Here is a 14,164-nt window from a genome sequence, read left to right as displayed (position 1 = left end):
GATACCTACCTTAAACCATACTATATACAATAGTATTATCATACCTTGTTATAGCGCTTTTTCCAATAACTTTGGTTTAGCAAATATCATTCTTCCCGCAGATGTTTGTAATACGCTCGTTACAAGCACTTCCATCGTATGTCCAATATATTCTCTCCCACCTTCAACAACGATCATCGTACCGTCATCTAGATAGGCAACGCCTTGTCCATTTTCCTTACCATCTTTAATAACTTGTACTACGATTTCTTCACCTGGCAAAACTACCGGTTTCACCGCGTTAGCAAGATCATTAATGTTAAGAACAGATACGCCTTGTAGTTCACATACTTTATTCAAGTTAAAGTCATTCGTCACTACTTTGCCTGATAATACTTTAGCAAGTTTAACAAGTTTACTGTCCACTTCGCTTATCTCTTCGAAATCACCTTCGTAGATCAAAACATGAACATCTAACTCTTTCTGAATTTTGTTCAGTATATCCAAACCACGGCGACCACGATTACGTTTTAACAAATCAGAAGAATCAGCGATATGTTGTAATTCTTCAAGTACGAATTCTGGAATAACGAGCGTCCCTTCAATAAACCCTGTCTTGCAAATGTCAGCTATACGTCCATCGATAATAACACTCGTATCAAGTATTTTATGCTCTTCATATCCTTTAACTTCACCTTGAGAAGCAACTACTTTTTGCTTTTCCAATAACTTTCCTACAACAACTGCCAATTCATCTTGCTTACGAACACCAATCATCACACCAATGTAACCACATACTAACGCTAACGCAACAGGTACAAGCTTCCACATTCCGCCGAGCAGGGCAATTGCAGGATAGACCAATGCAGCGATAAATAGCCCTACACATAATCCACCAATTGCAGCTAACAATTGACGAAGGGGCATTCCTTCTGTTTTGTCCACTCCACTATTAAGCAATCGCACGAGTGGCTTGGCAAAAATACTAGTTACCATCCACCCTAGAAATGCTCCGATTGCTACGTTCATGTAATAAGTGCCTGAGTGCTGTAAGAAAGGATACGCTGAATTAGACCATGCCATACCAGAATTGAACCAACCAGACATTTCGGCTCCTATCATCGCACCAATACAAATACCTATAATAATAATCAATTTTTTCATAGGTTACCTTTCACCTCCATTACAATTATTAGCAATTTTCTGAAAGGTTAACCGTGTCTACACAACTAAATATACACAAAGTGGAAATTGACTGTAATAATGTTTATAATATAGCCATAATACACTTTAAGAGGCAGGTGAAGATTGTGTCTACAAAGGAACATCCCTCGCTAGATCAATTTCAAGATCAAGTATCACAACTACTTCTTAGACATCGAAGTGTGCTTGACATTATGTCCAAGTTAGATCAGACAAGTGCAGCTGTTAATCGATCCGTTACAAAAGCAATTACTGACTGTGGTTGTATCGAATTAAACGCATCCAAGCAACCATTCAATGAATTACAATCTCTAGATGGCTCACAATCTACGATCAAAAATCATCTTTCAGGCCAATTATGTGAGCATTGCAAAGAATTTGTGGAATCTTCATTAGGCCGCAATCTTTTCTATCTCACTGCACTATGTACGCAATTGCAGCTTGATCTTACAGAAGTAGTTGCCGCAGAATCAACGAAATGCTCAACTCTAGGGTTGTTTAATCTAACATGAGAAAACCTCTATCAAGGTCATTCGAGGGTGAGCGACCGCGTTTATAAGTTAGGTTTTTTCGCCAAATATAATTTGTCATAGCGAAAAGAGCGTACGCTACAGTAGTTAATATTAACTACGATGCGTACGCTCTTTATATGTTTAGGCATGCTTTTCAGATTGCTCTTCTTCTTGAATGTTATATTGTTGTTTACGTTTCGAACGACGTCTAACGTTTTTTTTTAATCCGTAAAGTGCATATAGTATTAATGGAATAAAGAATACCTTCGATAAATGCTCCTCAAACATAATTCCAATAACAAGTGCCACAATAACAATAATCGGAATAACCCACAATGCACCTTTTGGAATACCAATTCGTTTGAAACTTGGGTAACGAATATTACTGACCATCAATAAAGCTAACACAATAGATGTAATAATAAATACGATTGGTGATACATCGCCCTTGAATAGAGCCACTGTTGCAAGTATTCCACCTGCTGCAGGAATAGGTAAACCTATAAAATGTCCTGGTGAACTGGATTTAACGTTGAATCTCGCAAGGCGAAGTGCACCACATATCGGAAATAATGCTGTTACAAAATAAGATAATATTGGTGTTACGTCTTGTAATGCCACAACATACATAATAAAAGCAGGGGCTACCCCGAATGAGATCACATCTGCTAAAGAATCTAACTCTTTCCCAAACTCACTTTGAGCGTTAAGCGCTCGAGCAACACGGCCGTCAACACCATCTAATAACATTGCAATTATGATCATGATTGCTGCCATACCTGAGCGTTCGTTGAAAACTAACATGATTGAGATTACACCAAGACATAAGTTTCCTAGCGTAAGAATGCTCGGTATTGACTTCGTAATCATCTCATCCACCTCTTTTTTTCAATGCGTTCTACCTACAATAATGAATACATATTTTGTAGCACATTCAGTTAATTGTAGGGGTTTTAGATTTGTCTGTCAATGAACACTTGCTCTTGGATGCGTCTCAAACCATCCCTGATCGTTCTAGCTCGCACTTCTCCAATACCTTCTACCGCGTCCAAATCCTCTGCTGTTGCCATTAATATAACCGAAAGTTTCCCGAACTTCTCAACCAATTTATTCATAATAGATACAGGAAGTCGTGGAATTTTAGACAACAATCGATATCCTCGAGAAGAAATCGCCTCATCAGCTAACATCGTACTGTTTGGATAGCCAAGCAATTTTACAATCATTGATGCTTCAAGTAATTCTTCATTACTTAACCTTTTGAGCGATTGTTGGAATTCAACTACTTTGCCAGCACTCGTATCTTTTATGTAGTCAGTAATAAGATATGAGACTTCCTCTTCTAGACCAACAATTAACTCTTCCATTTGCATACGTATTAATCTGCCTTCGGTTCCCAATTCATTGACGTAACGAATGATTTCGGTCTTAATACGATCAAGTAATTCTGAACGTTGAATGACGTGAGCAACTTCTTGCAGCGTTACTAAGTCCTCATATTCCATGGCCGATAAGTTTGTAAACGCCTGACTAAGTACCGATTGATAGCGTTCTAACGTACGAATAGCTTGATTTGCTTTTGTTAAAATAAATCCCATATCCTTCAATGAATAGCGCAGTGTTCCTTGATATAAGGTTATAATATTACGCCGCTGAGAAATAGAAACTACTAATTTACCTGTCTGCTTCGCTACACGTTCAGCAGTACGGTGCCTAATTCCCGTCTCTGTTGAAGGTATGCTACTATTTGGAATAAGTTGCGTATTTGCATATAAAATACGTTTCAAATCCTCACTTAAAATGATTGCTCCATCCATTTTGGCAAGTTCATATAAATAATTGGGCGAAAAATCACAATTTATCGCAAAACCACCATCTACAACTTCCATAACTTCAGGACTGTAACCAACGACTAGTAATGCACCGGTCTTTGCTCGGAGTACATTTTCCAACCCATCACGAAAAGGGGTACCTGGCGCCACAAGTTGTAATAAACTATTCATTTTTTCTCGTTGACTAACTTCCTTCATGCTGTTCCCCCTATTCAAAGGATGCTATATATATTCACTTCTGAAATTGCAACAGAATATAGCGATTTATGTACACTACTTATATCATATTGAAATCCAGTAAATTTCATGCGTTTTCAGAGCAATATATCTAAATAATGTTTATATTCTCAACTATTTTACAATAACATAGAACTTGCCAATAGCATACAACTAACTAAATTCCCATCCAGTGCTTGTAGCTACTTCATTACTTATCCTTATAGTTACTCAAGAGCTGCTTTCAATGCTTCTGCAATATTTTGAACCCCAATTACTTTAATCCCTTTTGGTGGCGTCCATCCCTTTAGACTCTTCTCGGGCATAATGACGCGTTTAAAACCGAGCTTCGCCGCTTCCTTTACACGCTGTTCTGCTCTCGAAACTGCTCGTACTTCACCTGTTAATCCAATTTCGCCAAATATAACATCATCTGGCTTAGTAGGCGCATCCTTGAAACTAGATGCAATGCATACTGCTGCTGCCAAATCTACTGCCGGTTCGTCCAACTTCAGACCACCCGCTACGTTCAAATAAGCATCTTGGTTCTGTAGAAACATCCCCATTCGTTTCTCAAGTACAGCAATAATTAAAGACATACGATGATGGTCAATCCCTGCAGACATACGCCTTGGCGAAGGGAAATTGGTAGGGGCTACTAGTGCTTGAAGCTCTACCAGTACAGGTCTAGTCCCTTCCATACTTGCCACGACCATTGACCCAGATACGCCTAGAGGACGTTCAGATAGAAATAACTCCGAAGGATTAGTTACTTCTCGCAATCCATCTTCACCCATTTCGAATATGCCAATTTCATTCGTTGAGCCGAAGCGGTTTTTCACCGCACGTAGTAGTCTATACGTATGATGTCGTTCCCCTTCAAAATAAAGCACACAGTCAACCATATGCTCTAGAAGACGAGGTCCTGCTATCGCACCTTCTTTAGTCACATGACCTACTAATACGGTCGCAATCCCTTTTTGCTTCGCAACTCTCATAAAATGAGCAGTACATTCACGAATCTGTGAAACACTTCCTGGTGCAGATTCAACACTTGGATCATAGACCGTTTGAATGGAGTCAATGACTAAAAAATCTGGATCTAGATTTTCTATTGATTCATTAATATGCTCCATATTTGTTTCACAAAGTACATATAAATGCTCTGTTATTGCACCAAGACGATCTGCGCGTAGCTTCGTTTGTCGAACCGATTCTTCGCCCGATATATATAATACTTTGTAGTCTTTAGAGGCAAGAGCATGCGAAGTTTGTAACAATAACGTCGATTTCCCGATACCAGGATCTCCGCCGACTAGTATAAGTGAACCAGGGACTACTCCGCCACCAAGCACTCGGTTAAGCTCCACCATTTCCGTCTCAATGCGCGGCTCTTTACCCGTTTCTATCTTCGTAATTGACAACGGTTTTTCTTTTCCAAGAGCACCAGTTAACCCGACGCCTTTAGTTTTCGACACTGTTTCTTTATGTTCAACCATCGTATTCCACGACTGACAGCCTGGACATTTACCAAGCCAACGTGTCGATTCCGTTCCACATTCCGTGCAGGCGAATTTTATCTTTACCTTTGCCATAACAAACTCCTTCTTCTCGACTTGCGAAAGCCCGTTTATTGAACATTCACTTAATGACGATTTCGATCGTTTTCTTTTATCTTAACATTAACAACAAATTTTCAAAAGACGCCTTAGTGAAACATTTCACTTTGTCTAGATTGAATTTCATTGAAGTTGGAAGGCTTTACGTTAGCGATGTATCTCATCGATTACGACCCTTAGTTACGCTTTCGTTTTAATGAATATCGGCCTTATACAAAAAGGGTGTCACAGGAGTAGAAATTATCTACTTCCTATGACACCCTTTAATAATGCTTGCCCTTTATTCTACGGTAGCTTTTACATCTTTCACTACAACTAAGCCGCCATCTTTCTCATCAATAAGGAAGGAATCTCCCTTTTGAATAACGCCCATTAGCAAATCTTCTGAAAGACGATCTTCAATATGTTTTTGGATAGCTCGACGTAATGGACGAGCACCATATTGTGGATCATATCCTTCTTTGGCAAGGAATTTCTTCGCTTCATCAGATAAAGTAAAGACGATCTCTTGCTCTTTCAAACGTTTTGCTAGATCGTCCGACATTAACGTAACGATTTGTGCGATATGCTCTTCACCAAGTGAATGGAACACGATCGTCTCATCAATACGGTTAATGAATTCCGGACGGAAGCTCTTCTTAAGTTCTGTCAATACTTTGTCTTTCATAGATGCAAACTCTCTACCTGCATCATTTACTGCTGTAAAGCCAAGTGTAGAGTTTTTCTTAATTTGATCAGCACCGACGTTAGAAGTCATAATAATTAATGTATTGCGGAAGTCAACGACACGACCTTTAGAATCCGTTAATCGTCCATCTTCAAGTACTTGTAGTAAAATATTGAATACTTCTGGATGAGCTTTTTCGATCTCATCAAGCAATACAACAGAGTATGGTTTACGACGTACTTTCTCTGTTAATTGACCTCCCTCTTCATATCCAACATATCCTGGAGGTGCACCGACTAGACGAGAAGTAGAGTGTTTCTCCATATACTCTGACATATCAATACGTATAACTGCATTCTCATCGCCAAACATCGCTTCAGCTAATGCACGAGCTAGTTCCGTTTTACCCACACCAGTTGGACCAAGGAAAATAAAGGAACCAATTGGACGCTTAGGATCTTTTAGACCTGCACGAGCACGACGAATCGCACGTGATACAGACTTAACTGCGTCTTCTTGACCAATTAGGCGGTCATGAAGAATACTTTCCATATTAAGCAGGCGTTCTGTCTCTCCTTCACCAAGCTTGCTTACCGGGATTCCTGTCCAGCTTGCTACAACTTGAGCGATATCCTCTGGAGTTACTTCTGAATCTGTACGTCCTTGTTTTTCTTTCCAAATGTTTTTCGTTGTATCTAGCTCTTCACGTATTTTTTGTTCAGTATCTCGAAGTGCAGCTGCTTTTTCGAACTCTTGACTTTGAACAGCGGCATCTTTTTCTTTACGAATGTTTTCAAGACGGTTTTCTAATTCTTTCAAATTAGGTGGTACAGTGTAAGTGTTCAATCTTACACGAGAACCAGCTTCATCTACTAGGTCGATCGCCTTATCTGGCAAGAAGCGATCAGGGATATAACGATCAGATAATTTAACAGCTTGAATGATAGACTCATCAGTAATTTTTACACGGTGATGAGCTTCATATCGATCGCGTAGACCATATAGAATTTGAATAGCTTCTTCAACAGATGGTTGATCTACAGTGATAGGTTGGAAACGACGTTCAAGTGCCGCATCTTTCTCAATATATTTGCGATATTCATCTAGTGTAGTCGCACCGATACATTGTAACTCACCACGTGCTAGAGCTGGCTTCAAAATATTAGAAGCATCGATTGCTCCTTCAGCACCACCTGCACCGATTAATGTATGCAACTCATCAATAAACAAAATAATGTTTCCTGCTTGGCGAATTTCGTCCATAATTTTTTTCAGACGATCTTCAAATTCACCACGATATTTTGTGCCTGCTACAACAGATCCCATATCTAGTGTCATTACGCGTTTGTCACGTAGCGTTTCAGGAATTTCATTGTTAATAATTTTTTGTGCTAATCCTTCGGCAATTGCAGTTTTACCGACACCTGGCTCACCGATTAGTACAGGATTGTTTTTCGTACGACGACTTAAAACTTGGATAACACGCTCAATCTCTTTGGAACGACCAATGACCGGATCTAGATTACCTTCTCTCGCTGACACTGTCAAATCTCTAGCCAATCCATCAAGTGTAGGTGTACTTACATTCGTTTGAGTGTGCTGATGGCTGGATACAGCCTCGCTGCTACCTAGTAATTGAAGTACTTGTTGACGAGCTTTATTCAAGCTAATGCCAAGGTTATTCAACACTCGAGCTGCAACGCCTTCACCTTCGCGAATTAGACCAAGTAAAATATGCTCTGTACCAACATACGTATGACCAAGCTTACGTGCTTCATCCATCGATAATTCAATAACTTTTTTCGCACGAGGTGTATAGGCAATATTGTTAGGTTGTTCTTGTCCACGACCAATTAATGCTTCCACTTCGTCTTGAATTTTTTCAAGACCTAAACCTAGTCCTTGTAATGCTTTCGCTGCAATACCTTCACCTTCACGTATTAGACCAAGTAAAATATGCTCTGTACCAATATTGTTATGTCCCAAACGTACTGCTTCTTCTTGCGCTAACGCTAGCACTTTTTGGGCACGCTCAGTAAATCTACCAAACATCATAATGATGCACCTCCACTTTCACTTTGTTTATTCAATTGCTCTCTAATAAGTTCTGCTCGCTTATAGTCTCGATCCTCTACAGAGAGTTTTTCATTATATCGATGTTGTAAAAATCCAGGTTGTGTCATAATAAGTAATTCATTCAGTACATTCGGCGGAACGTTTGACAATATGCCTAGATCAGCACCAAGTCGAACATCAGATAACCGTTGTGCTGCTTCCTTGGAATCCATAATAGCTGCATGAGCAAGAATACCATAAGAACGTTTCACACGATCTTCTACACGCCTGAATGACTCATTCAAAAGTTTACGACGAGCTGCCTTTTCATGTTCAATAATTTGCTTAGCTACCCCATACAAATTATCTATGATTTCTTGCTCAGATTGACCAAGTGTAATTTGATTAGATATTTGGAATAAATTCCCTAACGCTTCGCTACCTTCACCGTAAAGTCCACGAACAGCTAAACCTACCTGTGTGACTGCTGAAAGTATCCGGTTAATTTGTGATGTTAGTACTAATGCGGGTAAATGCATCATTACTGACGCTCTTAGCCCAGTACCTACATTGGTAGGACACGTCGTTAAGTATCCTTTATTCTCATCAAATGCAAATTCTATAGCATCCTCGTATGAATCATCGATCTCACTTGCTAATTTCCATGATTCCATAATTTGAAAACCTGGATATAAACATTGTATGCGCAAATGATCTTCTTCATTGATCATAATGCTAACAGCTTCATTATCACTTAGAATAACGGCACCTGCTCGAGACTCATTAGCTAAGTTAGGACTAATAAGATGCTTCTCTACTAATACTCGTTTATCTAATTCGCTTAAGTCCTTTAGTAAAATAGTATTGAAATGCCCATGAGCATCAAGCGTTCCTGAATCACTTACTTGTAATAATTGTTCTAACACTTCATTGGATTGAGCTGTTGTCGCAAGTAGAGGAAACGGTTGATGATTAAGATTACGTGCTAAGCGAACTCTACTACTTATAACAACGTCTGAATCTGGTCCTTGACCTCTCATCCAATCACTAAGTGCATCGGAAGAAAATTGATGCTCTGTCAACAAACTCACTCCTATCTATATAAATAATATCAATTCATCATTGTTGCATCTTTTTTTCAAGCTCACGAATTTCATCTCGAAGCTCAGCTGCTTTTTCGAACTCTTCGATTTCAATATTACGATGAAGTTCGCTACGTAATTCTTCTATTTGTCTCTTACATTGAATTTTGCCACCGGAACGTTTAGGTATTTTACCACTATGCATAGTACTGCCGTGAATCCGTTTAATGAGAGGATTCAATCGTTCAGAAAAGGCATTATAACAATCACTACAGCCAAAACGTCCAATTTTGCTGAATTGAGTATAGCTCATTCCACATGTTTCGCATCGAACAGATTCTTGTGGCTGGATATTGCTTAAGCTTTTATTACCAATCGCATCAAAATCTAGAATTCCTGAAAGTAAACTGTGAATAGAGAAACTGTTCGGTGAACCAGGGATACTTTCTCCCCTTTCCCTTGCACAAACTTCACAAATATGAAATTCAGTCTTTTCTCCATTTATGATCTTAGTAAAATGTAACGTTGAGGGTCTCTTCCCACATTCTTGACAAGTCATCATACACAACTCCTTGCTACTTATTTCAATAATAAAGCAACCAACATCGATTTTAACAATCTTGCTCGTAATTCATCACGATATGGAAGCTTTAATACCAGTGTATCTCGATGAATGGCTACACGTATTAGATTCGCTTCACGCTTTGTCATATGACCTGCTTCTTCAAGCTGATAGATAAGTCCTTCTGCATTACATTGATCAATTTGATCACCTATCGTTTGATCAAAATGTAATTGAATACCTTTTAATTTAGGTAATTCAACACGTTGAATGCGAACATACCCTCCACCGCCGCGTTTACTTTCTACAACGTAGCCCTTCTCAAGGGTAAACCGTGTACTGATCACATAATTAATTTGAGAGGGAACACAAGAGAACTTTTCGGCCAGATCATTGCGTTGAATCTCTACAGCACTTTCACCGCTATTATCAAGTATCTGCTTTAGATACTGCTCGATGAGATCCGAAATATTACGCAAATCATGAACCTCCTCTCATTTCTGATTATATTGACTTTGACTTTCTTTGACCTTAACTTCATTATACAAATTATATTTTTCAGGTCAAGTTTTTTTCGTAATTTTTCTGATAATTCTAACAACTAAATTATTCCTCTTATCATGCTGATTTCCTTTTATTAATTAGGATGATTCTTTACAAGATCAAATATACCTATACAAACTACTATTTTTTTCAAGCTATATATTTTTTATGATGCTCATTTTTATCACATTCATTATTTTATGTATGGTTTACTTAATATGCCCCTTCGAATTATGAATAATGTTTCACTAATATTATGTTATATAGCTGGAATAGAATTCAGGTTATTACCATTCTGAATACCATTTTTCTACCTATATTTTATACATTTATCGATGACAAAGGTCCTATATTAATGTAGTTCTTCGACCTTAGTTTCCCTTTTCAAGTCTCATCAATCTTCATATTATTACATTAATATTCCATATTTACTTTTTTATGAGAATGTTTTACAATATATTTAGTTACAATTTCCCATCAGTTTATATCATGCATTCATTCCATGATAATTACTTCGACAACTCTTCCTCATAAAAATTTCTTCTAGAATAACTCATTCTATACTGAGTTTCTTCTTAATAAATCATTCCTAACTCGATGAATCATCTACTAATTTTTTTAATAAGCACCTTATTTATTTACTTCCATATTAAAACATAGAATGATCATTGTGTTGCATTAATCAGTAACAAGTTGTTCTTCTGTATTTTGATTCGACTTAAAAAGCCAGCATCCTTCTGCAAATTTTCTTTACCATCTATTTGTAGCATTCCTCCAAGTTTTAACCAATCCCTCACATTAGCCTCGCAACAAAACCAATCTTCGTACTACTCACCCTCAATACTTAGATTAGAAACAAATAAGGCTACTGCATATGCAGTAGCCTTATTCGTTGTTTAAATCCTTCTAACTTCTCTACATATAACACCAGTGAAGCGATGGGCAGAATGTATTGTAGTGTGTTGTGTATAGTGTTGTGTATAGTGTTGTGTACGACATTCGTACACCAGCAATAAAACGTTTCTGCAAGAAACATACCTCTTAATCCTTAACCTAACTTCAATGAATAACCTATCCTACCCCGAATTAGCTTGAAAGTTTGCTCCCTGAACAACACTCCTCCTCCTGCTCCACCTCAAGGAATGTTACTTCTCGGGCATATAACGTGTCAGCACCAAGAAGAGGACATGAAGTTAGGGACGTGAAGCACGGAATGTACGGACTTGGTACATGAGTACTGGAACGAGCGATGAATGGCCTCTTCGCCGTCGAATCAACTTCGTCAGCTTAATCAGCGTGATCACACGTTAGAACGCACAAAAAAGCCCACTGCTTATGCAATGGGCTTATCCGTGCTTGGCGACGTCCTACTCTCCCAGGACCCTGCGGTCCAAGTACCATCGGCGCTGAAAGGCTTAACGGTCGTGTTCGAGATGGGTACGCGTGGTTCCCTTTCGCCGTCATCACCAAACGTCTTACTAGAGCTTGCGCCCTCAAAACTGAATAGGAAAGGTAAAACTCCAAAGTGATGCTTGTATCAATGTACTTTTCTTGCTTACGCATAGAAAAGATTGTTAGGATAAGCCCTCGACCGATTAGTATTCGTCAGCTACATGTATTGCTACACTTACACCCCGAACCTATCAACCTCGTCGTCTTCAAGGGGTCTTACTAATTGGGAAATCTCATCTTGAAGGGGGCTTCACGCTTAGATGCTTTCAGCGTTTATCCCGTCCGTACTTAGCTACCCAGCTATGCTTCTGGCGAAACAACTGGTACACCAGCGGTACGTCCATCCCGGTCCTCTCGTACTAAGGACAGCTCTTCTCAAATTTCCTGCGCCCGCGACAGATAGGGACCGAACTGTCTCACGACGTTCTGAACCCAGCTCGCGTACCGCTTTAATGGGCGAACAGCCCAACCCTTGGGACCTACTTCAGCCCCAGGATGCGATGAGCCGACATCGAGGTGCCAAACCTCCCCGTCGATGTGGACTCTTGGGGGAGATAAGCCTGTTATCCCCAGGGTAGCTTTTATCCGTTGAGCGATGGCCCTTCCATGCGGTACCACCGGATCACTAAGCCCGACTTTCGTCCCTGCTCGACTTGTAGGTCTCGCAGTCAAGCTCCCTTTTGCCTTTGCACTCTTCGAATGATTTCCAACCATTCTGAGGGAACCTTTGGGCGCCTCCGTTACTCTTTAGGAGGCGACCGCCCCAGTCAAACTGCCCACCTGACACGGTCCCTCTACCCGATTCAGGGTAGCAGGTTAGAACTCCGATACGATCAGGGTGGTATCCCAACGTCGCCTCCTCACAAGCTGGCGCTCATGACTCAAAGGCTCCCACCTATCCTGTACAGATCGTACCAAAGTTCAATATCAAGTTGCAGTAAAGCTCCATGGGGTCTTTCCGTCTTGTCGCGGGTAACCTGCATCTTCACAGGTATTAAAATTTCACCGGATCTCTCGTTGAGACAGCGCCCAATTCGTTACGCCATTCGTGCGGGTCAGAATTTACCTGACAAGGAATTTCGCTACCTTAGGACCGTTATAGTTACGGCCGCCGTTTACTGGGGCTTCGGTTCATAGCTTCGGGTTACCCCTAACCACTCCCCTTAACCTTCCAGCACCGGGCAGGCGTCAGCCCGTATACTTCGTCTTACGACTTCGCACAGACCTGTGTTTTTGCTAAACAGTCGATTGGGCCTTTTCACTGCGGCCCCCTCGGGCTATTAACCCTACCGGGGCACCCCTTCTCCCTAAGTTACGGGGTCATTTTGCCGAGTTCCTTAACGAGAGTTCTTCCGCGCGCCTTAGCATGCTCTGCTCGCCTACCTGTGTCGGTTTGCGGTACGGGCACCTATACCTAACTAGAGGCTTTTCTTGACAGCCGGAGCTCATGACCTTCGCTACTATAATTTTCGCTCCCCATCGCAGCCCAGCCTTATAGCCGACGGATTTTCCTATCGACAAGCCTCACTACTTAGACGGACTATTCCATCAGTCCGCGTCACTACCCTTCTGTGTCACCCCATTGCTCAAACGGTTTTCGGTGGTACAGGAATTTCAACCTGTTGTCCTTCCACTACGCCTTTCGGCCTCGCGTTAGGTCCCGACTTACCCTGAGAGGACGAGCCTTCCTCAGGAACCCTTAGGCTTACGGCGGACAAGATTCTCACTTGTCTTTTCGTTACTCATACCGGCATTCTCACTTGAATACTGTCCACCAGTCCTTACGGTCTGACTTCAACCTATATTCAACGCTCCCCTACCCAAGTACCATAAGGTACATGCCATAGCTTCGGTGGTGTGTTTAGCCCCGTTACATTTTCGGCGCAGAGTCACTCGACCAGTGAGCTATTACGCACTCTTTAAATGGTGGCTGCTTCTAAGCCAACATCCTGGTTGTCTGTGCAACTCCACATCCTTTCCCACTTAACACACACTTGGGGACCTTAGCTGATGATCTGGGCTGTTTCCCTCTTGACAATGGATCTTAGCACTCACTGTCTGACTCCCGGATAACATGTCTGTGGCATTCGGAGTTTGACTAGACTTGGTAACCCTTGGCGGGCCCCGCACCCAATCAGTGCTCTACCTCCACGACACTCTAATCCGAGGCTAGCCCTAAAGCTATTTCGGGGAGAACCAGCTATCTCCGAGTTCGATTGGAATTTCTCCGCTACCCCCACCTCATCCCCGCACTTTTCAACGTGCGTGGGTTCGGGCCTCCAGTGCGTGTTACCGCACCTTCACCCTGGACAGGGGTAGATCACACGGTTTCGGGTCTACGACTACGTACTTATTCGCCCTATTCAGACTCGCTTTCGCTGCGGCTCCGTCTTTCCAACTTAACCTTGCACGTAATCGTAACTCGCCGGTTCATTCTACAAA

At 40.9% G+C, this 14,164-nt stretch carries 9 protein-coding genes and 2 rRNA genes (1 of these 11 only partly in view); 1 reads left to right on the top strand and 10 read right to left on the bottom strand.

Annotated elements, in window-relative coordinates; genetic code table 11:
* Positions 1–48 precede the first annotated feature (48 nt).
* Positions 49–1,143, bottom strand: coding sequence for a PIN/TRAM domain-containing protein (locus NAG76_08015; GenBank protein URN96160.1), 1,095 nt, complete (start codon positions 1,141–1,143; stop codon positions 49–51).
* Between the two features lie 146 nt (positions 1,144–1,289).
* On the opposite strand from NAG76_08015, the gene NAG76_08010 reads away from it, so the two are divergent.
* Positions 1,290–1,694 (top strand): DUF1573 domain-containing protein, encoded by a 405-nt coding sequence (locus NAG76_08010; protein URN96159.1) that lies wholly within the window; start codon positions 1,290–1,292, stop codon positions 1,692–1,694.
* Positions 1,695–1,835: 141 nt separating this feature from the next.
* Here the strand turns inward: NAG76_08010 and pssA are convergent, their stop codons facing one another.
* The 9 genes from pssA to NAG76_07965 all read right to left on the bottom strand — a co-directional run.
* Positions 1,836–2,564: a CDP-diacylglycerol--serine O-phosphatidyltransferase gene (gene pssA / locus NAG76_08005; GenBank protein ID URN96158.1), complete on the bottom strand. Its 729-nt coding sequence runs from the start codon at positions 2,562–2,564 to the stop codon at positions 1,836–1,838.
* 83 nt (positions 2,565–2,647) lie between these two features.
* The gene (disA, locus tag NAG76_08000) at positions 2,648–3,724 is read right to left on the bottom strand and encodes a DNA integrity scanning diadenylate cyclase DisA (protein URN96157.1); all 1,077 of its coding nucleotides are present in this window, start codon (positions 3,722–3,724) and stop codon (positions 2,648–2,650) included.
* A gap of 245 nt (positions 3,725–3,969) precedes the next feature.
* Positions 3,970–5,337, bottom strand: a complete 1,368-nt coding sequence (gene radA, locus NAG76_07995; protein URN96156.1) for a DNA repair protein RadA — start codon at positions 5,335–5,337, stop codon at positions 3,970–3,972.
* 304 nt (positions 5,338–5,641) lie between these two features.
* Positions 5,642–8,083 carry an ATP-dependent Clp protease ATP-binding subunit gene (locus tag NAG76_07990; GenBank protein ID URN96155.1) on the bottom strand — a complete coding sequence of 814 codons (2,442 nt, stop codon included), beginning with the start codon at positions 8,081–8,083 and terminating at the stop codon, positions 5,642–5,644.
* Complete coding sequence (locus NAG76_07985) at positions 8,080–9,165, bottom strand: protein arginine kinase (GenBank protein URN96154.1); 1,086 nt, start codon at positions 9,163–9,165, stop codon at positions 8,080–8,082. The genes NAG76_07990 and NAG76_07985 overlap by 4 nt, the downstream gene beginning before the upstream one ends.
* Positions 9,166–9,202: 37 nt before the next feature.
* Positions 9,203–9,724, bottom strand: coding sequence for a UvrB/UvrC motif-containing protein (locus NAG76_07980; protein URN96153.1), 522 nt, complete (start codon positions 9,722–9,724; stop codon positions 9,203–9,205).
* Positions 9,725–9,744: 20 nt separating this feature from the next.
* Positions 9,745–10,206, bottom strand: a complete 462-nt coding sequence (locus NAG76_07975; GenBank protein URN96152.1) for a CtsR family transcriptional regulator — start codon at positions 10,204–10,206, stop codon at positions 9,745–9,747.
* Positions 10,207–11,624: 1,418 nt separating this feature from the next.
* Positions 11,625–11,741: ribosomal RNA gene (rrf, locus tag NAG76_07970) — 5S ribosomal RNA — on the bottom strand.
* Positions 11,742–11,845: 104 nt separating this feature from the next.
* Positions 11,846–14,164 (bottom strand): 23S ribosomal RNA (locus NAG76_07965) (it continues 612 nt past the right edge of the window).

This window comes from Candidatus Pristimantibacillus lignocellulolyticus (assembly GCA_023639215.1).
Lineage (GTDB): Bacteria > Bacillota > Bacilli > Paenibacillales > Paenibacillaceae > Pristimantibacillus > Pristimantibacillus lignocellulolyticus.
This window is presented reverse-complemented; position numbering and strand designations above follow the sequence as displayed.

Excerpts from the sequence above, each read along its gene's own strand:
- NAG76_08015 (URN96160.1), bottom strand. The coding sequence starts at position 1,143 with ATGAAAAAATTGATTATTATTATAGGTATTTGTATTGGTGCGATGATA.
- pssA (URN96158.1), bottom strand. The coding sequence starts at position 2,564 with ATGATTACGAAGTCAATACCGAGCATTCTTACGCTAGGAAACTTATGT.
- disA (URN96157.1), bottom strand. The coding sequence starts at position 3,724 with ATGAAGGAAGTTAGTCAACGAGAAAAAATGAATAGTTTATTACAACTT.
- radA (URN96156.1), bottom strand. The coding sequence starts at position 5,337 with ATGGCAAAGGTAAAGATAAAATTCGCCTGCACGGAATGTGGAACGGAA.
- NAG76_07990 (URN96155.1), bottom strand. The coding sequence starts at position 8,083 with ATGATGTTTGGTAGATTTACTGAGCGTGCCCAAAAAGTGCTAGCGTTA.
- NAG76_07980 (URN96153.1), bottom strand. The coding sequence starts at position 9,724 with ATGACTTGTCAAGAATGTGGGAAGAGACCCTCAACGTTACATTTTACT.